Below are 19,219 nucleotides of genomic sequence, written 5' to 3'. Positions count from 1 at the left end.
CCGTCGGGGGTGGGACTGCTCGTGGTGCGCAAGGGCGTCCGTTTCGCTCCCCAAGGAGCCCTGGACGAACGGGAGTCGGGGCGGGCGGCCGGATTCGAGAACATCCCGGCGATCGTGGCCGCCGTGGCCTCGCTGCGGGCGGTACGGGCGGAGGCGGCGGCCGAGGCGGAGCGGCTGCGGGAGCTGACCGGGCGGATCCGGGCGGGGGTGGCGCGGTCCGTGCCGGACGTGGAGGTGGTGGGTGACGCGGAGCGGCGGCTGCCCGGGATCGTCACCTTCTCCTGTCTCTATGTCGACGGGGAGACTCTGCTGCACGAGCTGGACCGGGAGGGTTTCTCCGTCTCGTCCGGTTCGTCCTGCACGAGCAGCACGCTCACGCCGAGCCATGTGCTCAAGGCGATGGGGGTGCTGAGCGAGGGGAACGTACGGGTGTCGCTGCCGGCGGGGGCGGCCGAGGAGGACGTGGAGCGGTTCCTCGCCGTGCTGCCGCGCGCGGTGGCGGGTGTCCGGGAGAAGCTCGGGGCGCCCACGCCCGGTCCCACGGCGGTCACCGCGACGGACGAGCTGGTGGTGGACTCCCTCGGCAAGCTCTGCCCGGTCCCCGTCATCGAGCTGGCGAAGGTCATCGGGCAGGTACCGGTCGGCGGCACGGTGCGGGTCCTGTCCGACGACGAGGCGGCCCGGCTGGACATCCCCGCCTGGTGCCAGATGCGAGGGCAGGAGTACGTCGGTGAGGAGCCGGCGGACCGGGGCTCGGCCTATCTGGTCCGCCGGCTCCTCTGAGACCGACCGGCTGCGTCAGTTCAGGTGCTTCTGGACCTCGGCGGCGGCCTCGTCGCCGTACGCCGTGGCGAAGCGGTCCATGAAGTGGGCGCGGCGGAGCTGGTACTCCTGCGTGCCGACGGTCTCGATGACCAGGGTGGCGAGCATGCAGCCGATCTGGGCGGCGCGCTCCAGGGAGACGTTCCAGGCCAGGCCGGAGAGGAAGCCGGCCCGGAAGGCGTCGCCGACGCCGGTGGGGTCGGCCTTGCGCTCCTCCTGCGGGCAGCCGACCTCGATCGGGTCCTCGCCGGCCCGCTCGATGCGCACGCCGCGCGCGCCGAGGGTGGTGACGCGGTGGCCGACCTTGCCGAGGATCTCCTCGTCGCTCCAGCCGGTCTTGGACTCGATGAGGCCCTTCTCGTACTCGTTGGAGAAGAGGTACGTCGCCCCGTCCAGCAGGATCCTGATGTCCTCGCCGCCCATGCGGGCGATCTGCTGGGAGAAGTCGGCGGCGAAGGGGATGTTCCGGGAGCGGCACTCCTCCGTGTGGCGGAGCATCGCCTCGGGGTCGTCCGCGCCGATCAGGACCAGGTCGAGGCCGCCGACGCGGTCGGCGACGGTCTTCAGCTCGATGAGGCGGGCCTCGCTCATCGCGCCCGTGTAGAAGGAGCCGATCTGGTTGTGGTCGGAGTCCGTGGTGCACACGAAACGGGCCGTGTGCAGGGTCTCGGAGATGCGGACCGAGGCGGTGTCGACACCGTGCCGGTCCAGCCAGGCCCGGTACTCCTCGAAGTCGGAGCCGGCGGCGCCGACCAGAACGGGCTGCGTGCCGAGCTGCCCCATACCGAAGGCGATGTTCGCGCCCACCCCGCCGCGCCGTACGTCCAGCTTGTCGACCAGGAAGGAGAGCGAGACCGTGTGGAGCTGGTCCGCGACGAGCTGGTCGGCGAAGCGGCCGGGGAACGTCATGAGGTGGTCGGTTGCGATGGAGCCGGTGACTGCGATGCGCACGGCGTGGACTCTCCTGATGGGAGGTGGGTTGACAGTTCACGCTACCCGGTCCGCCGCCTCCGCTGAAGCAGAGGAAACTACCCGATAGTAGATCTTTCTTCGCAGGCCCGCCCATGCATACGGTGCGGCTATGGCGAACCTCGAGTTCCACTCACCCGCTCCGGCCGACCTCGAGGGCGACCTGGCGTCGCTGCGGGGCGACTGCGCGCGGATGGCACCGCACTGGACCGCACCGGAGAAGAGCGTGGCCCGTCCCGTGCCACTTTCTCTGATCCACGGCGTGACCGTCCCGGCGGCCTCGGCCCGGCTGCTGGAGGCGATGCCGGAGTACGGCAACTAGCGCGGGGCCCGTGCGGGCCGCCCCCAGCGGGCTCGCGCGGGCTGCCGCGCATGCCTTCTTTCGGCCGGGGCGCTCGTAGGGGAACCGTGCGCTCCCCCGCTGCGTCCCATCGCTGTCCCCCGTAAAGGGGATGTCAGGTACGACAGCAGCGCAGCCGAAGGAGCGATGCGGTGAACACCGAGCGACCCGACAACGACGACGCCGCACGCGGGCCGAAGGACGGACCGACACCGGAGGACCGTGGTACGCCCGAGGACCGGGGTGCCCCGGAGGACCGGGGTACGCCCGAGGACCGGGGTGCCCCGGAGGACCGGGGTACGCCCGAGGACCGGGGTGCCCCGGAGGCCGCGCGGGCGCAGGAGACGCGGGCGGAGGCCGTCCCGGTCGAGGAGACCGGGGAGACCCTGGAGACCGTGGAGGCCGTCCCGGTCGGGGAGACCGGGGAGACCGGGGAGGCCGACGGGGCCGAGGGCGGCGAGGCGGACCGGAGCGAGACGGCGCGGCCTGCCGCCGGTTCCCGGCCGGAGTCCGGCACGGAGGAGCCCGCCGACGCCCCCGGCCCGGCACCGGAATCCGTAGCCGAGGCAGACTCGGAAGCGGAAACGGAAACGGAGAAGCCCGCCGAGGCCGCTGTCCTTGGACACTCCCGCGATGCCGCGGGCGGCTCCCCCGGCGATGACGCCGACGACGCTCCCGAGGGCGGCCGGCGGCGGTCCTCCGTGCTCGTCGCCTCCGTCGCCGCCGCCGTGCTGGTCGTCGGCGGGGGTGGCGCCTATCTCGCCGCGAGCGCGGGCGGCGGGACCGACGGCAGTGCCGGGGCGCCCTCCTCCGGGGGCAGCACTCCCCCGGCGCTCGTGCTGGACGACTACGCCCCCGCGTCCGAGCCGGGCAACGGCATCGCGCCCGGCGAGCCGAACCCCTACGGCGTGACCTACCGGGCCGACGGCGCCCTCCCCGAGGGTCCCGGCTCGGCGTCCGTGTACTGGGCGAAGGGCGAGGTCACCCGGGCCGAGGTGACCCGGCTGGCGGGCGCGCTGGGCGTCGAGGGAACTCCGGTGACCGAGGGCCAGGCCTGGAAGGTCGGCTCCGGGAAGGACGGGTCCGGGCCGGTGCTCCGGGTGGAGAAGGGGGCACCGGGTCTGTGGACGTTCAGCCGGTACACCCCCGGCACCGACGACTGCAAGAGCGGCTCCGCCGTCTGCACTCCCGAGGCCACGGCCACCACCGTCGACCCGGTGAGCGAGGCGGCCGCGAAGAAGGCGGCGGCACCGGTCCTGAAGGCGGTCGGGCAGGACGACGCCAAGATCGACGCGAGCCAGGTCATGGGCGCGCAGCGGATCGTCAACGCCGACGCCCGGGTCGACGGACTGCCGACCTACGGCTGGACGACCGGCGTCACCGTCAGCGCCCAGGGCGAGATCGTCGGCGGCAACGGCCAGGTGAAGGCGCCGGCCGAGGGAGAGACGTACCCCGTGCTGGGCGCGCAGGAGACGCTGGACCGGATGAACGCGGCGCCGGGGGCCGAGCGCCGGACGGGCATCGGTGGCTGCGCCACCCCCGTGCCAGCCGAGGACCAGGTGGACAGTGCCTGCCAGACGTCGACCGTCGGGCCGCGCAAGGAGACGCTCACGGTCGAGGGCGCGGTGTTCGGGCTTGCCCCGCACGCCTCGGGCGGCCGGCAGGTGCTGGTGCCGTCCTGGCTGTTCTCGGTGCGCGCGAGCGGGGCCGGGGACGACTACACGGTGACGCATCCGGCGGTCGAGCCGGAGTTCCTGAGTGCGCCCCCGGCGGCCACGCCCTCCGGGGCGCCGACCTCCGGCACCGAGACCCGTGAGGTGACCGTCGACGGCTACACGGCCGAGGGACGCGAGCTGGTCGTCGGTTTCACCGGCGGGGTGTGCTCCGACTACACGGCGAAGGCGGTGGAGAGCGAGGGCCAGGTGAAGGTCACCGTGACCGAGAAGCCGTGGCCGGACACGATCTGCATCAAGATCGCCAAGTTCTTCCACCGGACCGTGCAGCTGGACGAGCCGCTCGGCGACCGCAAGGTCATCGGGTCGGACGGCAAGCAGGTTCCGCTGGAGAAGCCGGGGGCGCGACTGCCCCAGTAGGTCCCGGTAGACCGGTAGACCGGTAGATCCCGGACACACGGAAGGCGGCGGCCCCTTGGAGGGGGCCGCCGCCTTCGTGTGCCGTGCTGACGGCTCGGCTGTGCGAACCGGCTCAGCTGTGCGGACGGCTCAGCTGAAGGAGTCACCGCAGGCGCAGGAGCCCGTCGCGTTCGGGTTGTCGATCGTGAAGCCCTGCTTCTCGATGGTGTCCACGAAGTCGATGGACGCGCCGCCCAGGTACGGGGCGCTCATGCGGTCGGTGACGACCTTGACGCCGTCGAAGTCCTTGACCACGTCACCGTCGAGGGAACGCTCGTCGAAGAAGAGCTGGTAGCGCAGGCCCGAGCAGCCGCCGGGCTGGACGGCGACCCGCAGGGCCAGGTCCTCGCGGCCTTCCTGGTCGAGCAGGGTCTTGACCTTCGCCGCGGCGGCGTCGGACAGGATGATGCCGTCGGTGACGGTGCTGGTCTCGTCCGATACGGACATCTACATCTCTCCCGGGTTGTACGGAGACTGCTTGCCGACGGTTTCAACCGGCGGGGCCGCGGATTCATTCCACGGGCCGGGCACCTTCTCTTCGCCCGTTCCTTCATGCTCGCACACCCGCGCGGCAGCGAACAGCGGCTCTCGGCGCCGGTGGGCGAGGCCACGCGGCGGCGCCGGGATTCATGTCACATCGACGCAATGACCGTCGTCAAAGTGACATGAAGCGGGTTATGATAGATAACGTCAGATCGACGAAAAGTAGAAAGGGTGTGTGTCGTGACCACCGCCCAGACCACGGAGCTCGACGTACAGCCGAGCCCCCTCGCCCTGTTGCTGCTCGGCCGCGAGGCCGACCCGAGGAGTGAGCGGGGCGTCGAGTGTCCCGGCGACCTGCCCTCGCCGTCCGACCCGGACCTGGTGGAGCGGGCCCGCGCCGCCAAGGAGAAGCTCGGTGACAAGGTCTTCGTCCTCGGGCACCACTACCAGCGCGACGAGGTCATCCAGTTCGCCGACGTCACGGGCGACTCCTTCAAGCTGGCCCGGGACGCGGCCGCCCGCCCCGAGGCCGAGTACATCGTGTTCTGCGGTGTGCACTTCATGGCCGAGTCCGCGGACATCCTGACGTCCGACGACCAGAAGGTGGTCCTGCCCGACCTGGCGGCCGGCTGCTCGATGGCCGACATGGCCACGGCCGAGCAGGTCGCCGAGTGCTGGGACGTGCTGACCGAGGCCGGCATAGCCGAGCAGGTCGTGCCCGTCTCGTACATGAACTCCTCCGCGGACATCAAGGCGTTCACCGGCAGGCACGGCGGCACGATCTGCACCTCGTCCAACGCGAAGAACGCGCTGGAGTGGGCCTTCGAGCAGGGCGAGAAGGTGCTGTTCCTGCCCGACCAGCACCTGGGCCGCAACACCGCCGTCCGCGACATGGGCCTGTCCCTGGAGGACTGCGTCCTGTACAACCCGCACAAGCCGAACGGCGGACTGACCGCCGAGCAGCTGCGCGACGCGAAGATGATCCTGTGGCGGGGCCACTGCTCGGTGCACGGCCGCTTCAGCCTGGAGTCGGTGCAGGACGTACGCGCCCGCATCCCCGGCGTGAACGTGCTGGTCCACCCCGAGTGCCGGCACGAGGTCGTGGCCGCGGCGGACCACGTCGGCTCGACCGAGTACATCATCAAGGCCCTGGAGGCCGCGCCCGCAGGCTCCAAGTGGGCCATCGGCACGGAACTGAACCTGGTCCGCCGGCTGGCGAACCGTTTCGCGCCCGAGGGCAAGGAGATCGTGTTCCTCGACAAGACGGTCTGCTTCTGCTCGACCATGAACCGCATCGACCTGCCGCACCTGGTCTGGACCCTGGAGTCCCTGGCCGAGGGCAAGCTGGTCAACCGCATCGAGGTCGACCCGGAGACCGAGAAGTACGCCAAGCTCGCGCTGGAGCGGATGCTGGCGCTGCCGTAGCCGGACCCCGCGGTCCCCGGATCACCCCGACAGCGGTTCCCGGTCGGGGTGGCCCGGGTCCAGCGTGAAGACCGTCCCGTCGGGGGTGAGCACCACCAGGGCGCCCTCGTCGAGGAACACCCGCGCCGTGGAGTAGCCGACCCCGACGACCTCCTCGGCTTGCGCGGCGGACTCCCACAGGAGGCCGCCCGTTCCGATGTCGAGGGCGGCGACCCGTCCGGAGGCGCTGGCCGCGAACACCGCTCGTCCCTTCCCTTCGGCGACGGGTGTGCCGGGCTCCTGAAGGGTCGTCGAGGTCTGCCACAGCTGCTCGCCCGTCTCGGGCGAGTGGGCGGCCAGCTGACCCCGGGAGGAGGCGAAGCAGAGCACTCCGCCCACCAGGGCCGGCATGCCGCGCGGGACACCCGGCAACGTGTTCCTCCGTACGGCTCCGGTGTCCGGGTCGATCAAGAGGACCTCGCCGTACGCCGACTCCTGCGCGTTGCGGGCGCCCCGCTCGACCTGCATCAGGAAGGCCAGGTCACCGCCGACGGCGCCGACGTACACGGAGTCGCCGTCCGGCACACTCACCTTCCGGGTCGAGCCGTCGGCCGGGTTGATGGCGTAGAACACGGTGCGCGTCGGCGTACCCGCGTCGGTGCAGCCCGCGTACGGGACACTGCCGACGTCGTGGAACTCGCAGCCGTAGCTGGGCCCGGCGGGCAGGGTGGCCGTCCAGCTACGGCTGCCGGTGACGGCGTCGTGGGCGGTCACCCGGTTGCCGTCCGGGGTCATCAGCAGATCTCCCACGAGAGCGGCGTTGCCGCCGGTCGTGCTCATCGGGTGCGACCAGAGCCGCTTGCCCGTGACGGAGTCGAGGGCGACGACGACGGCGGTCGTGTCGTCGCCCGCGCTGGTGAGAGCCGACTGCGTGACCAGCAGCACACCGTCGCGCACCCCGAGGACCCTGCTCGTGTACCCCTTCTCCCCCACCGAGGGCAGGATGTCGGCCCGCCAGTCGAGCCGGCCCGTCGCCCCGTCGATCCGGACCGGGAGGACCCCGTCGCCCCCGCAGTAGAGGGCACCCTGGCCCATCTCGCACGACAAGGGGCTGCCGAAGGACGCTCCCGGGTGGCTCAGCGGCTTCGTCATCCCGCTCGCTGCGCTCCCGAACACCGAGGTCCGCCAGGGCTCCCAGCCGTCGGGCAGGGCGGCCCAGCCGTTACGGTCCGACTCCGAGGCCCCGCCGAAGGGAGCGGACAGGAGAAAGCCGGTGAGCGTCACGGCCAGCAGGCCCGCCACCCCGGCCAGGACCGGCCACCGGCGAAGCCGGGAGCGGCGACCCGGGCGGGACGCGGCGGCGGGCCTGCCGGGTTCCTCGCCCGCCACGGGCCGGGGCGGCTGCCGCAGGGGCACCGTCCCCAGGTCACCCGCCGCGGGTTCGGGCAGCGCCCGCGCCAAGTCCTCGGCCAGCTCGTCGAGACCGGGCCGGTCGGCGGTGTCCTTGGCCAGGCAGCGGGACAGGACCGCGCGCAGCGGCTCGGCCACCGCGTCCACCGCCGGTTCCTCGTGCAGCACCCGCCACGCCGTCAGGTAGGGGCTGTCCGCGTCGAAGGGCCCCCGTCCGGTCGCTGCGAACACCAGTAGCGCACCGAGGGAGAAGACGTCCGAGGCCGGGCCGACCGACCGGGCGTCGTTGAACTGCTCCGGGGACATGAACGGCGGGGTGCCGATCGCGTGGCCGGTCTCGGTGAGCGTCTGGTTCTCGGTGGCGCGGGAGATGCCGAAGTCGATGACCCGGGGGCCGTCCTCGGCCATCAGGACGTTGGAGGGCTTCAGGTCACGGTGCACGACCCCGGCCCGGTGGATGTCCCGCAGGGCCTCCACCAGCCCGAGGGTCAGCCGCCGCAGTTCCGTCCCCCTCAGCGGGCCGGCCTCGCGGATCCGGGCCGAGAGCGCGGCACCGGGCACGTACTGGGTGGCCATCCAGGGCCGGGCGGCTTCCGGATCGGCGTCCACGACCGGGGCGGTGAAGGCCCCGCTGACCCTGCGGACGGCCTCGATCTCCTGGCGGAAGCGGGCCCGGAAGACCTCGTCCTGCGCGTACTGGGCGTGCACCACCTTGACGGCGACCTCACGCCCGGACCGGGACCGGCCCAGGTAGACGACGCCCATGCCCCCGGATCCGATCCGGTCCACGATCCGGTATCCGCCGAGCGCCTTCGGATCGTCCTTGTGCAGTGGCACCGACCCGATCCCCTTCCCCCGTCGAGCAGTTCGAGTTCACAGGATAGGGAACCCGTACGGGGGAAGGGGTACCGGCGCGGCGGGGTCAGACTCCGGCCGGCTCCGGTGTCCTCTCCGGCTCGGTCGGCTGGCGCTTCGCCGCGCGCTTCTTCGCCCTGCGCTCCTTGCGGAGTTCGACCATCGCGTAGAGGGTCGGGACGAGCAGCAGGGTGAGCAGCGTCGAGGTGATCAGACCGCCGATCACGACGACCGCCAGCGGCTGGGCGATGAAGCCGCCCTCGCCGGTGACGCCCAGGGCCATCGGCAGCAGGGCGAAGATGGTCGCCAGCGCCGTCATGAGGATGGGGCGCAGTCGGTGACGGCCGCCCTCGATCACGGCCTCGACGACGCCGTAGCCCTGCTTCCGGTACTGGTTGATCAGGTCGATCAGCACGATCGCGTTGGTCACCACGATGCCGATGAGCATCAGCATGCCGATCATCGCCGGGACGCCCATCGGGGTGCCGGTGGCGATCAGCAGGCCGATGGCGCCGGTCGCCGCGAACGGGATGGAGACCAGCAGGATCAGCGGCTGGACCAGTGACCGGAAGGTCGCCACCAGCAGCATGAAGACGATCGCGATCGCCGCGAGCATCGCCAGGGCGAGGTTCTTGAACGCGTCGTCCTGGTCCTGCGAGACACCGCCGATCTCGGCCGTGGCGCCCGCCGGGAGCTTCAGCGCGTCGAGCTTCGACGTCAGGTCCGCGCTCACCGCGCCCGTGTTGTCCCCGGTCGGCCGCGCGGTGACGGTGGCCGCGCGCCGGCCGTCGATGCGGGTCATGGCCACGGGGCCGTCGACGAGCTGCACGCTCGCGATGTCGCCGAGCTTCACCGGGCCCAGGGGCAGGGCCTTGAGCTGCGCCAGCGTGGTGGCCGGCGCGGCGGAGGTGATGACGATGTCGCGCTCGGTGTCGTCCAGGATCGCCTTGCCCGCGGTGGTCCCGCGGACCGCCTGGGTGACGGCGGCGCCCAGCGTCTGCTCGTCGAACCCGGCCGCCGCGGCCTTGGCGTTCGCCTTGACCGAGATGCGCGGCACGCTCTGCGAGAGGTCGCTGGTGACGTCCGTGACGTCGTCCAGGCCGGCCACGGCGGAGCGGACCTGCTCGGCGGCCGTGCGCAGCGTCTGGGCGTCGGCCGCCTTCACGACGACGCTGAGGTCCTGGCTGCCGAAGCCGTCACCTGCGGCGACCGTGGTGGCGCCGATGCCGGACAGCTTCTTCAGTCCGTCCTCGATGTGGTCCTGGACGTCCTCGAAGGACGCCGAGTCCTCCAGCATCACCTGGTACGAGGCCTGGTTGCTGTCGGTGCCACCGCCGAAGGCGGCCATGAACCCGGAGGAGCCGATGGTGACCTGGTAGTCCTTCACGCCCTCGGTGCCGGCGAGCAGTTGCTCGACCTTCTTGGCCTGGGCGTCGGTCGCCGCCAGGCTGGTGCCCGGCTCCAGTTCCTGCTTGACCGTCAGGACCTGCTGCTCGCCCTGGTCGAAGAAGTTGGTCTTCAGCAGGGGGGCCATGCCGAAGGTGCCGATCAGGACGACGGCCGCGATGGCCACGCTCATCAGGCGGCGCCTGGTCGCGAACCGCAGGACGGGGACGTAGAAACGCTGGAGGCGGCTGCGCGCCTCCTTCTCCTCGGCCGCGCGGCGGGCTTCCTCGGCGTCCGCGGAGGTGCCCTTCGGGGGCCGCAGGAACCAGTACGACAGGACCGGGACGACCGTCAGCGACACCAGCAGGGAGGCCAGCAGGGCCGCCGTGACGGTGAGGCTGAACGAGCCGAACAGGGCGCCCACCATGCCGCCGACGAGGCCGATCGGCAGGAACACGGCGACCGTGGTGAGGGTGGAGGAGGTGACCGCGCCGGCCACCTCGCGGACCGCGGTGAGGATCGCGGTCTCGCGCTCCTCGCCGTAGCCGAGGTGTCGCTTGATGTTCTCCAGGACGACGATCGAGTCGTCGACGACCCGGCCGATGGCGATGGTCAGCGCGCCCAGGGTCAGCATGTTGAGCGACAGGTCGCGGGTCCACAGCACGATCAGGGCGAGGACCACCGACAGCGGGATGGACACCGCCGTCACCAGCGTCGAGCGGACCGACGCCAGGAAGACCAGGATGACCAGGACCGCGAAGAGCAGGCCCAGCGCGCCTTCCGTGGTCAGGCCCTTGATGGACTTCGACACGGCAGGGCCCTGGTCGCTGACGACCGTGATGGACGCGCCGGAGCCGAGGTCCTCGCGCAGGCCGGGCAGCTTGTCCTCGACCGCGTCGGAGATGGCGACCGCGCTGCCGTCGTGGTCCATGGTGACGGCGACGGCGAGGCTGGGCCTGCCGTCGGTGCGGGTGATGGAGTCGGCCGGGGCCTCCTCCTGCCGCACGGTGGCCACGTCGGCGAGGCGCACCGGCTTGCCGCCCGCCCGGGCGGGGATGGCCAGGTTCTGGATCTGCTCCAGGGAGGTGAAGCCGCCGCCGACCTGAACGGTGCGGTTGCCGCCCGCCTCGTCGAAGGAGCCGGCCGCGACGGTCACGCCGCCCGCCTGGAGGGCCAGGGCGAGGGACTGGGTGGTCAGCCCGGCCTTCGCGAGCTTCGCGTCGGCCGGGGTGACGGTGACGCGCAGGTCGCGCACGCCGTCGACGGTGACCTGGCCGACGCCGTCGATGTTCTTCAGCGCGGGCACGACGGTCGTGTCGAGCCGGTCGGCGAGGGCCTGCTGGTCCCCGTCCGAGGTGACGGCGAGGACCACGGTCGGGATGTCGTCCGTGGAACCGGCGACGACCTGCGGGTCCACCGAGTCCGGGAGCTGGACGCGGGCCCGGTTGACGGCCTGCTGGACGTCGGCGACGAGCTGCTTGGTGTCGTTGCCGTAGTCGAACGAGGCCAGGATGACGGCGTTGCCCTCGCTCGCCGTGGAGGTGACGCCGGTGATGCCGTCGACCCCTTCGAGGTTGTCCTCGATGGGCTCGATCACCTGCTTCTCGACGACGTCCGGGGCGGCGCCCTGGTAGGGCGCGAGCACGGACACCATCGGCAGTTCGATGGTGGGCAGGAGCTGCTGTTTGAGCTGCGGGATCGCGATCGCGCCGAACACGATCGCGATGATGGACATCAGGCCTATCAGGGCCCGTTGCGCGAGGCTGAACTTCGACAGCCAGGACATGGGTTACGGGTCTCTCTTCTGAGCGGCAGAAGCGGCACGGCAGGAAGCGGGAAAGGGTGGCGCGAGCACATGTGAGCGCCCTCCCCTACACCCTGAGCCATCGGGAGAGCCCGATCCGTAGGCCCCAGGTCGATTTCCTTATCCGGCGCATACTCCGGGTGCAGTACGGCCGGGTGGAGATCAGTCCACCCTTGGGCGGACCAGCCCGGACTCGTAGGCGATCACCACGAGCTGGGCCCGGTCACGGGCGCCGAGCTTGGCCATGGCCCGGTTGACGTGCGTCTTCACGGTCAGCGGGCTGACCTCCAGGCGCTCGGCGATCTCGTCGTTGGAGTGGCCGCCGGCGACCAGGACGAGAACCTCGCGCTCCCGGCCGGTGAGTGCCGAGAGCCGCTTCGCGCGGTCCGGGTCGTCGCCGTCGCCCCCGGCGTCGCCCTGGGCGAGGAAGCGGGCGATCAGCCCCTTGGTGGCGGTGGGCGAGAGCAGGGCCTCCCCGCCGGCGGCGACCCGGATGGCGTTGAGGAGCTCCTCCGGTTCGCTGCCCTTGCCGAGGAAGCCCGAGGCGCCCGCGCGCAGCGACTGCACCACGTAGTCGTCGACCTCGAAGGTCGTCAGAATCACCACGCGGACCCCCGCGAGGGACGGGTCGGCGCTGATCAGGCGGGTCGCGGCGAGACCGTCGGTGCCGGGCATCCGGATGTCCATCAGGACCACGTCGGCGCGCTCCTCCTTGGCGAGCCGGACCGCCTGCGCCCCGTCGGACGCCTCGCCGACGACCTCCATGTCGGGCTCGGAGTCGACGAGCACACGGAAGGCGCTGCGCAGCAGTGCCTGGTCGTCGGCGAGCAGGACGCGGATGGTCATGCGGAGTCCTCGGGGGCGCTGGATCGGGTCTTGACGGGCAGGATCGCATGGACGCGGTAGCCGCCTCCGTAGCGGGGACCGGTGGTGAGGGTGCCGCGCAGGGCGGTGACGCGCTCGCGCATGCCGAGCAGGCCGTGGCCGCCGCCGTCCCGCGACACCGGGGCGTCCCCCGCGCCGTCGTCCAGGACGGTGACCTCCACGTTCGGTCCGACGCGTACGACGCTGACCTCGGCCTTGGCGTCCGGTCCCGCGTGTTTTTGGACGTTGGTGAGGGCTTCCTGGATGACGCGGTAGGCGGCCAGGCCGACGGCGGCGGGAAGCTGGGTGCCGTGGTCGGCGCGGGCCACCTCGACCTGGATTCCGGCGTTGCGGAAGGTGCCGGCCAGTTCGTCGAGCCGGTCCAGGCCGGGGGCCGGTTCGGTGGGTGCCTCCGGGTCGCCGGACTGGCGCAGCAGGCCGACGGTGGCGCGGAGTTCGTTGAGCGCGGAGCGGCTCGCCTCGCGGACGTGCGCGAGAGCCTCCTTGGCCTGGTCGGGGCGCTTGTCCATGACGTGGGCGGCGACCCCGGCCTGCACGTTGACCAGGGCGATGTGGTGGGCGACCACGTCGTGCAGGTCGCGGGCGATGCGCAGGCGTTCCTCGGCGACCCGGCGGCGGGCCTCCTCCTCGCGGGTGCGCTCGGCCCGTTCGGCCCGCTCGCGGATGGCCCGTACGACGGCCCGGCGGCTGCGGACGGCATCGCCGGCGGTGGCGCCGATGCCGGTCCAGGCGAAGATCGCCAGGTTCTCCTGCGCGTACCAGGGCAGCGGCCCGGCAAGCATGGCGGCGCCGGTGAGGACCGTCATGGTGAGCAGCCCGACCCGCCAGGTGGTGGGGCGGTCGGTGGTGGAGGCGACGGTGTAGAGGGCGATGACGGCGGACATCGCGACGGGGGCGCGGGGGTCGCCGGTGACGCTCTCGGCCACGGAGCAGGTGCCGGTGAGCGCGAGGACCGTCATGGGGGCGCTGCGGCGGAAGACGAGGGCGGCGGCACCGAGGGTGATCAGCAGCAGACTGAGCGGGTCGGGGGTGCGCAGGCTCCAGCTGACGCCCCGCTCGCCGTGCGGGTCGACGAAGGACCCTGCCAGCATGCACAGCAGTACGCCGGCGGCGATGGCGGCGTCCAGGGCGAGGGGGTGGGCTTTCAGCCGGCGCTGCGCTCGGGCGAGGGGCGTCACTTTTTCCGTACCGTCGCTTTCCTGGCCGTCGCTGGGACCGCTCGGCGGGGGCCGCCGCCCGCGAACCGCGCTGTCGGCCGAACCGGCCTCGTGCCCCGTCCTCAGCCGCCGGACGGGGCGGGTCCAGCCGCCTTCACCGGAGCCGGGCGGTCCGGTGACCGTCCGCCTTCGCCCGTTGATCAGCCTTCGCCCAGGGGAGCGGCGCGGCTCACCCGGGGATCAGCCCGTCGTCGCTCAGCATCTCCCGGACTTCCTCCAGGCTCGCGTCCGGGGCCGGGAGGATCAGTTCCGAAGGTTCCAGGGAGTCGTCCGGGAGGGGCTCGCCGAGGCGCCGGACGGCGTCCAGGAGCGCGCCGAGAGTGCGGTGGAAAGCGTCCTCGTCGCCGCCCTCCATCTCGGCCAGCAGCTCGTCGTCCAGCTTGTTCAGCTCAACGAAGTGGGAGTCGGCCAGCGTCCACTGGCCCTCCCCCATGATCCGGACGATCATGTCGGCCTCCTCGGCTCCGGCCCCGGCGCCGAAGCTACTGCTTGTCGAAGCGCGGGGTGTCCTGCGGCTGCTGCCGGCTCTGCGACGGGTCGGCGCCGCCTTCGATGGCCTGCTGCCCGGACGAGGTCCCTCCGGCCAGCTCCGCCTTCATGCGCTGCAGCTCCAGCTCTACATCCGTACCACCGGAGAGCCGGTCCAGCTCGGCCTGGAGGTCGTCCTTGGCCATGCCGGTGGGGTCGTCCAGGGCGCCGGAGGCGAGGAGTTCGTCGAGGGCGCCGGCGCGGGCCTGGAGCTGGGCCGTCTTGTCCTCGGCACGCTGAATGGCCAGGCCGACGTCGCCCATCTCCTCGGAGATGCCGGAGAAGGCCTCGCCGATCCGGGTCTGCGCCTGCGCCGCGGTGTAGGTGGCCTTGATGGTCTCCTTCTTGGTGCGGAAGGCGTCGACCTTGGCCTGGAGTCGCTGGGCCGCGAGGGTGAGCTTCTCCTCCTCGCCCTGGAGCGTGCGGTGCTGCGTCTCCAGGTCGGTGACCTGCTGCTGGAGGGCGGCGCGGCGGGAGAGCGCCTCGCGGGCCAGGTCCTCGCGGCCCAGCGCGAGCGCCTTGCGGCCCTGGTCCTCCAGCTTGCCGGACTGCGACTGCAACTGGTTCAGCTGGAGTTCCAGCCGCTTGCGCGAGGTGGCCACGTCCGCGACACCGCGGCGGACCTTCTGGAGAAGCTCCAGCTGCTTCTGGTACGAGTAATCGAGGGTTTCGCGCGGGTCCTCGGCCCGGTCAAGGGCTTTGTTCGCCTTCGCGCGGAAGATCATCCCCATACGCTTCATGACACCGCTCATGGGCTTCGCGCGCCCCCTTCTGACGTCCAGCTCCAGCTCTGCGACAGAACCCACAGTACGGGCCCTGCATCCATTGACGCACTGTTCGGGGACGGATGCGCTCATCCCCAAGGACGACTGACCAAGGCCTCGCTCCGGCGTAAGGAGTAGGTGACCGTCAGGGTGACCGCTGCGCCACCACTCGTCCCCTCTCCACCGGTCTGTCCCGGGTCCGTCCTCACTTCAGACGACTGGTGTTGCCGGATCGTTCCCCGCCGGGCTGTGGTCCATGCCCGGCGAGCGCTTACCCTTGGGTTTTGTGTTCCGTAGCCGTGCCAAGGAAGAGAAGGCATCGGTGGCCGACAAGGCGCCGCTGACCGACTCCAAGCAGACCCGCGACCCGCAGGCCCCGAAGGGCAGGCCCACGCCCAAGCGCAGTGAGGCCCAGTCCCAGCGCCGCAGCGTCGCCAATACGTCCTCGTCGCGCAAGGACGCCGCCAAGCGTCAGCGCGAGGAGCGCCGAGCCCAGCTCGAGCGCCAGCGTCAGGCGCTGGCAGGTGGTGACGAACGGTTCCTGCCGGCCCGGGACAAGGGTCCGGTCCGCAAGTTCGCGCGCGACACCATCGACTCGCGGTTCAACGTGGCGGAGTTCTTCCTCCCGATGGCCGTGGTCATCCTCGTGCTGAGCATGGTCCGGGTGGGCTCGCTCCAGACGATCGCGCTGCTGCTGTGGCTCGTGGTGATCGTGCTGATCGTGCTGGACTCGCTCTTCACCGGGTTCCGTCTGAAGAAGCGGCTCGCCGAGCGCTTCCCGGACCAGAACCGGCGGGGCGCGGTGGCCTACGCGCTCATGCGCTCCCTGCAGATGCGTCGACTCCGGCTGCCCAAGCCGCAGGTCAAGCGCGGAGAGCGGCCCTGAGCACGGATTCCTTCTCCGGGGGCGCGGCGAAGGCCTGGCTGAGCAGGCTGGGTGGGCTGCGTGATGTCGTACGGCAGGAGCTGGTGGCCCGGCAGCTCGACGAGCAGATAGCCGGGCGCTATCCGGTCGGGCAGCGGCTTCGCGTGCTCGACGTGGGGATGGGCCAGGGCACGCAGGCGCTGCGGCTGGCCCGGCTCGGTCACCAGGTGACCGGGCTCGAACAGGACGCGACGATGATCGCCGCGGCCCGTGAGGTGCTGTCCGGCGAGCCCGAGGGCATCCGGGAGCGGATGCGGATCATGGAGGGCGACGGCCGGGACACCGGCGTGCACTTCCTCCCCGGCAGCTTCGACGTGGTGCTCTGCCACGGCGTGCTCATGTACGTCCAGGAGCCTGACCCGGTTCTGGCGGGCCTCGCGCGCGTGCTGGCCCCCGGCGGGCTGCTGTCCCTCCTCGTCCGCAATGCCGACGCGCTGGCGATGCGGCCGGGCCTGGCCGGGGACTGGGCGGATGCGCTGGGCGCCTTCGACACCACCGCCTACCGCAACCGGCTGGGCCTCGACGTCCGCGCGGACCGCCGGGAGACCCTGACCGCGACCCTCGCGGGCATCGGGGCACCGCTCCACACCTGGTACGGCGTACGGGTCTTCACGGACACCGCGGCGGACCGCGCGGAGGTCCCCGAGGATCTGGAGCCCCTGCTGGCCGCGGAGGAGCGGGCGGGCCGGACGGATCCGTACCGCAGCGTGGCGGCCCTGCTGCATCTGTGCGGGGTACGGGGCTGAGCCGCTGTCCCGCGCGCTCGTTCGGGTGAGCTGCCCGCGCCGGGGGTCCGCTCCGTGGTGAGACTCGGGGCATGGATGCTTCCCGTACGCGTGCCCGGACCGCCGTCGTCGCGGCGGTCGTCATGTGCTGCCTCGGCGGGCTGGTCGCCGGGTGCTCCGGTGGCGGATCCCCCACCGGGGCGGACGCCGGCCGGGACGTCGGCCGGCAGAGCGCCGGGACCGCGCAGCCGGCGGCCGTGACGCGGGCCGACGAACTCCAGGACGCGTACCTGAAGGTGATCCGGGACGTCCTGCCGTCGGTCGTGCAGATCGAGGCGCGCAGCGATCTCGGGTCCGGGGTCGTGTACGACGACGCGGGGCACATCGTCACCAACGCGCATGTCGTCGGTGACGAGAGGACCTTCCGGGTGACGACCGCGCACAGCGAGGAACCCCTCGCCGCCACGCTCGTCTCCAGCTACCCCGAACAGGATCTCGCCGTGATCAGGCTGGACCGGGTGCCCGACGGGCTGAGGGCGGCCCGCCTGGGGAACTCCGGCGAGGTCGAGGTGGGGCAGATCGTGCTCGCCATGGGCTCTCCGCTCGGCCTGTCGTCGAGCGTGACACAGGGCATCGTCTCGGCGACCGGACGGACCGTCAGCGAGGGCGGCACCGACGGGGGTACGGGCGCCACGATCGCCAACATGGTGCAGACGTCCGCCGCCATCAACCCCGGCAACAGCGGGGGCGCGCTGGTGAACCTCGACGGCGAGGTCATCGGCATCCCCACGCTGGCGGCCGTCGACCCGAGCCTCGGTCAGGGCGCGGCGCCCGGCATCGGCTTCGCGATCCCCGCCTCGATGGTGCGGACCGTCGCCGGCCAGATCGTGAAGGACGGCAAGGTCACCGACTCCGGCCGGGCCGCTCTCGGCATCACCGCGCGGACGGTCGTGGACACGGACCACCGGGCCGCCGGAGTGGCCGTCGTCGAGGTGACGGGCGGGGGCCCGGCCGACAGGGCGGGCCTGCGGGCCGGGGACGTCATCACCGGGTTGGGCGGCACCCCGGTCACCACGATCACCTCGCTGGCGGAGCAACTGGCCGCAATGCGGCCCGGCGAGCGCACGACGGTCACCTTCACCCGGAACGGCGACGAACGGACCGTCGAGGTGACGCTGGGCCAGCAGTAGCGCCCCGGCGGCGGGGGACGAGCGGGGTGGCCGTCGGCCGGCCACCCCGGGCCGAGCCGGTCCTACGCCTCGTCGGCGTGCAGGTTCATCGGGCCGTAGATCTCCGTGGCGTCCTCGAACAGCCGCACCTGGTCGGCGCCGCCTTCGAGCAGGGCCTTCCAGTGCTCACCGAGCCAGGACTCGGCGTCCCCCTGCGTGGTGAACTCCTCCGGCTGCACCGCGGGCTGGACCTCCGTCCCGTCGGCCTTCTCGAACCGCCACGTCCATGCCGCCATGTACGCCTCCAACGTGTGAGCACATGCAGAGCAGAAGCCGGATCTTGGTCCGGCTCCTGGCACGCAGCCTAGCCGGATGCGCAAGACCTGATCGGACGCGCGAAAATCAGGTCCGTGGAAGTGACTCTGCTCGGTACCGGTGCCCCCGCGGGACTCCCCCGCCCCGACTGTCCCTGTGCCGTCTGCGCGACCTCCCTCGGGGTGGACGCGCGGGCGGCGACCGCGGTGCTCCTCGACGGGGCCCTGCTGCTCGACCTCACGCCGGGCGCCGCCTTCGCCGCGGCACGCTCCGGGCATTCCCTGGGCGGCGTACGGCAGGTGCTGCTGTCTCATCCGCACGACGGGCCCGCCGTCGAGGTGCCGGCCGGGCTGCCGCAGCCCGGCCGGGTGCCGGACGGACGGGAGTTGACGCCGCTGACCGGACACCGGGTGCGGGCGGTCGCCATGGACGCGCCCGGTACCGGGTACGCCGTGACCGGCCCGGACGGGCAGCGGCTGCTGTACCTGCCACCGGGCGGCGCGCCCGCCGGACTGGAGGAGGGCGGGGAGCCGGCCGAGCGGTACGACATGGTGCTCACCGACGTGGTGGGGCGGCCGGACGCGCTGGCGAAGCTGCGGGCGGTGGGCGCCGTCGGGCCCACGACGGATGTCGTCGCCGTCCACCTGGACCACGACGTGCCGCCGGGCCCGGAACTGCGGCGGCGGCTGGCCGCGGCGGGGGCGCGGGCGGTGCCGGACGGGTCGACGCTGACGGTGGGGGTCTACGAGGAGGTGCCGGACGTGCCGCGGCGGACCCTGGTGCTGGGCGGGGCGCGGTCCGGGAAGTCGGTGGAGGCCGAACGGCGGCTGGAGTCCTTCCCGGACGTGCTGTACGTCGCGACCGGTGGGTCGCGGGGCGGGGACGGCGAGTGGGCGGCGCGGGTCGCCACGCACCGGGAACGGCGGCCGGGGTCGTGGCGGACGGTCGAGACCTGCGACCTCGTGCCGCTGCTCGGGGAGGACGGGGCTCCGCCCCTGCTGATCGACTGCCTCTCGCTGTGGCTGACCGACGCGATGGACTCCGTCGGGGCCTGGGACGACGCGGTGTGGGCGGACGGGGGCGAGC

General features: G+C 72.2%; 17 protein-coding genes. 8 read left to right on the top strand and 9 right to left on the bottom strand.

Annotated features, from left to right (window positions below; genetic code table 11):
* Positions 1-783: cysteine desulfurase/sulfurtransferase TusA family protein (locus P1P75_RS28335; RefSeq protein ID WP_319260536.1), on the top strand; the 783-nt coding region annotated here is incomplete at its 5' end.
* Positions 784-798: 15 nt separating this feature from the next.
* Here the strand turns inward: P1P75_RS28335 and P1P75_RS28330 are convergent.
* Positions 799-1,773: a carbohydrate kinase family protein gene (locus tag P1P75_RS28330; protein ID WP_319260533.1), complete on the bottom strand. Its 975-nt coding sequence runs from the start codon at positions 1,771-1,773 to the stop codon at positions 799-801.
* Between the two features lie 130 nt (positions 1,774-1,903).
* On the opposite strand from P1P75_RS28330, the gene P1P75_RS28325 reads away from it, so the two are divergent.
* Together P1P75_RS28325 and P1P75_RS28320 are read left to right on the top strand one after the other, a co-directional pair.
* The gene (locus P1P75_RS28325; RefSeq protein WP_319260531.1) at positions 1,904-2,113 is read left to right on the top strand and encodes a hypothetical protein; all 210 of its coding nucleotides are present in this window, start codon (positions 1,904-1,906) and stop codon (positions 2,111-2,113) included.
* 170 nt (positions 2,114-2,283) lie between these two features.
* The gene (locus tag P1P75_RS28320) at positions 2,284-4,224 is read left to right on the top strand and encodes a hypothetical protein (RefSeq protein WP_319260528.1); all 1,941 of its coding nucleotides are present in this window, start codon (positions 2,284-2,286) and stop codon (positions 4,222-4,224) included.
* A 129-nt stretch (positions 4,225-4,353) separates the two neighbouring features.
* On the opposite strand, the gene erpA is transcribed toward P1P75_RS28320, so the two are convergent.
* Entirely contained in the window at positions 4,354-4,710 is a 357-nt protein-coding gene (erpA, locus tag P1P75_RS28315) for an iron-sulfur cluster insertion protein ErpA (RefSeq protein ID WP_073497023.1), read from the bottom strand.
* A 276-nt stretch (positions 4,711-4,986) separates the two neighbouring features.
* Here erpA and nadA point away from each other — a divergent pair, with 276 nt between their 5' ends.
* Entirely contained in the window at positions 4,987-6,171 is a 1,185-nt protein-coding gene (nadA, locus tag P1P75_RS28310; protein WP_319260526.1) for a quinolinate synthase NadA, read from the top strand.
* 21 nt (positions 6,172-6,192) lie between these two features.
* Here the strand turns inward: nadA and P1P75_RS28305 are convergent, their stop codons facing one another.
* From P1P75_RS28305 to P1P75_RS28280, 6 genes are all read right to left on the bottom strand, one after another.
* Complete coding sequence (locus tag P1P75_RS28305; RefSeq protein ID WP_319260523.1) at positions 6,193-8,397, bottom strand: PQQ-binding-like beta-propeller repeat protein; 2,205 nt, start codon at positions 8,395-8,397, stop codon at positions 6,193-6,195.
* 85 nt (positions 8,398-8,482) lie between these two features.
* Positions 8,483-11,587, bottom strand: a complete 3,105-nt coding sequence (locus P1P75_RS28300) for an efflux RND transporter permease subunit (protein WP_319260521.1) — start codon at positions 11,585-11,587, stop codon at positions 8,483-8,485.
* A gap of 180 nt (positions 11,588-11,767) precedes the next feature.
* Positions 11,768-12,451, bottom strand: coding sequence for a response regulator transcription factor (locus P1P75_RS28295; protein ID WP_319260519.1), 684 nt, complete (start codon positions 12,449-12,451; stop codon positions 11,768-11,770).
* Positions 12,448-13,668: a sensor histidine kinase gene (locus tag P1P75_RS28290; RefSeq protein WP_086772660.1), complete on the bottom strand. Its 1,221-nt coding sequence runs from the start codon at positions 13,666-13,668 to the stop codon at positions 12,448-12,450. The genes P1P75_RS28295 and P1P75_RS28290 overlap by 4 nt, the downstream gene beginning before the upstream one ends.
* Before the next feature lie 208 nt (positions 13,669-13,876).
* Entirely contained in the window at positions 13,877-14,155 is a 279-nt protein-coding gene (locus P1P75_RS28285) for a hypothetical protein (RefSeq protein ID WP_319260514.1), read from the bottom strand.
* 34 nt (positions 14,156-14,189) lie between these two features.
* Positions 14,190-14,966 carry a PspA/IM30 family protein gene (locus tag P1P75_RS28280; protein WP_319260538.1) on the bottom strand — a complete coding sequence of 259 codons (777 nt, stop codon included), beginning with the start codon at positions 14,964-14,966 and terminating at the stop codon, positions 14,190-14,192.
* 289 nt (positions 14,967-15,255) lie between these two features.
* On the opposite strand from P1P75_RS28280, the gene P1P75_RS28275 reads away from it, so the two are divergent.
* The 3 genes from P1P75_RS28275 to P1P75_RS28265 all read left to right on the top strand — a co-directional run bounded on the left by P1P75_RS28275 (position 15,256) and on the right by P1P75_RS28265 (position 17,839).
* On the top strand, positions 15,256-15,885 hold the full coding sequence (locus P1P75_RS28275; RefSeq protein ID WP_190046480.1) for a DUF3043 domain-containing protein: 630 nt from the start codon (positions 15,256-15,258) through the stop codon (positions 15,883-15,885).
* 83 nt (positions 15,886-15,968) lie between these two features.
* The gene (locus P1P75_RS28270; RefSeq protein ID WP_319260510.1) at positions 15,969-16,670 is read left to right on the top strand and encodes a methyltransferase domain-containing protein; all 702 of its coding nucleotides are present in this window, start codon (positions 15,969-15,971) and stop codon (positions 16,668-16,670) included.
* 71 nt (positions 16,671-16,741) lie between these two features.
* Positions 16,742-17,839 carry a trypsin-like peptidase domain-containing protein gene (locus tag P1P75_RS28265; RefSeq protein WP_319260508.1) on the top strand — a complete coding sequence of 366 codons (1,098 nt, stop codon included), beginning with the start codon at positions 16,742-16,744 and terminating at the stop codon, positions 17,837-17,839.
* 62 nt (positions 17,840-17,901) lie between these two features.
* On the opposite strand, the gene P1P75_RS28260 is transcribed toward P1P75_RS28265, so the two are convergent.
* On the bottom strand, positions 17,902-18,114 hold the full coding sequence (locus P1P75_RS28260; RefSeq protein WP_086772654.1) for a hypothetical protein: 213 nt from the start codon (positions 18,112-18,114) through the stop codon (positions 17,902-17,904).
* 114 nt (positions 18,115-18,228) lie between these two features.
* On the opposite strand from P1P75_RS28260, the gene P1P75_RS28255 reads away from it, so the two are divergent.
* The coding region (locus tag P1P75_RS28255; RefSeq protein ID WP_319260505.1) for a bifunctional adenosylcobinamide kinase/adenosylcobinamide-phosphate guanylyltransferase at positions 18,229-19,219 on the top strand (991 nt) is incomplete at its 3' end.

Origin of the sequence: Streptomyces sp. ID05-39B (assembly GCF_033794725.1) — a bacterium.
GTDB classification, from domain to species: Bacteria; Actinomycetota; Actinomycetes; order Streptomycetales; family Streptomycetaceae; genus Streptomyces; species Streptomyces bobili.
The sequence above is the reverse complement of the archived record's forward strand: the minus strand, read 5'-3'. Positions and strand labels throughout refer to the sequence as shown.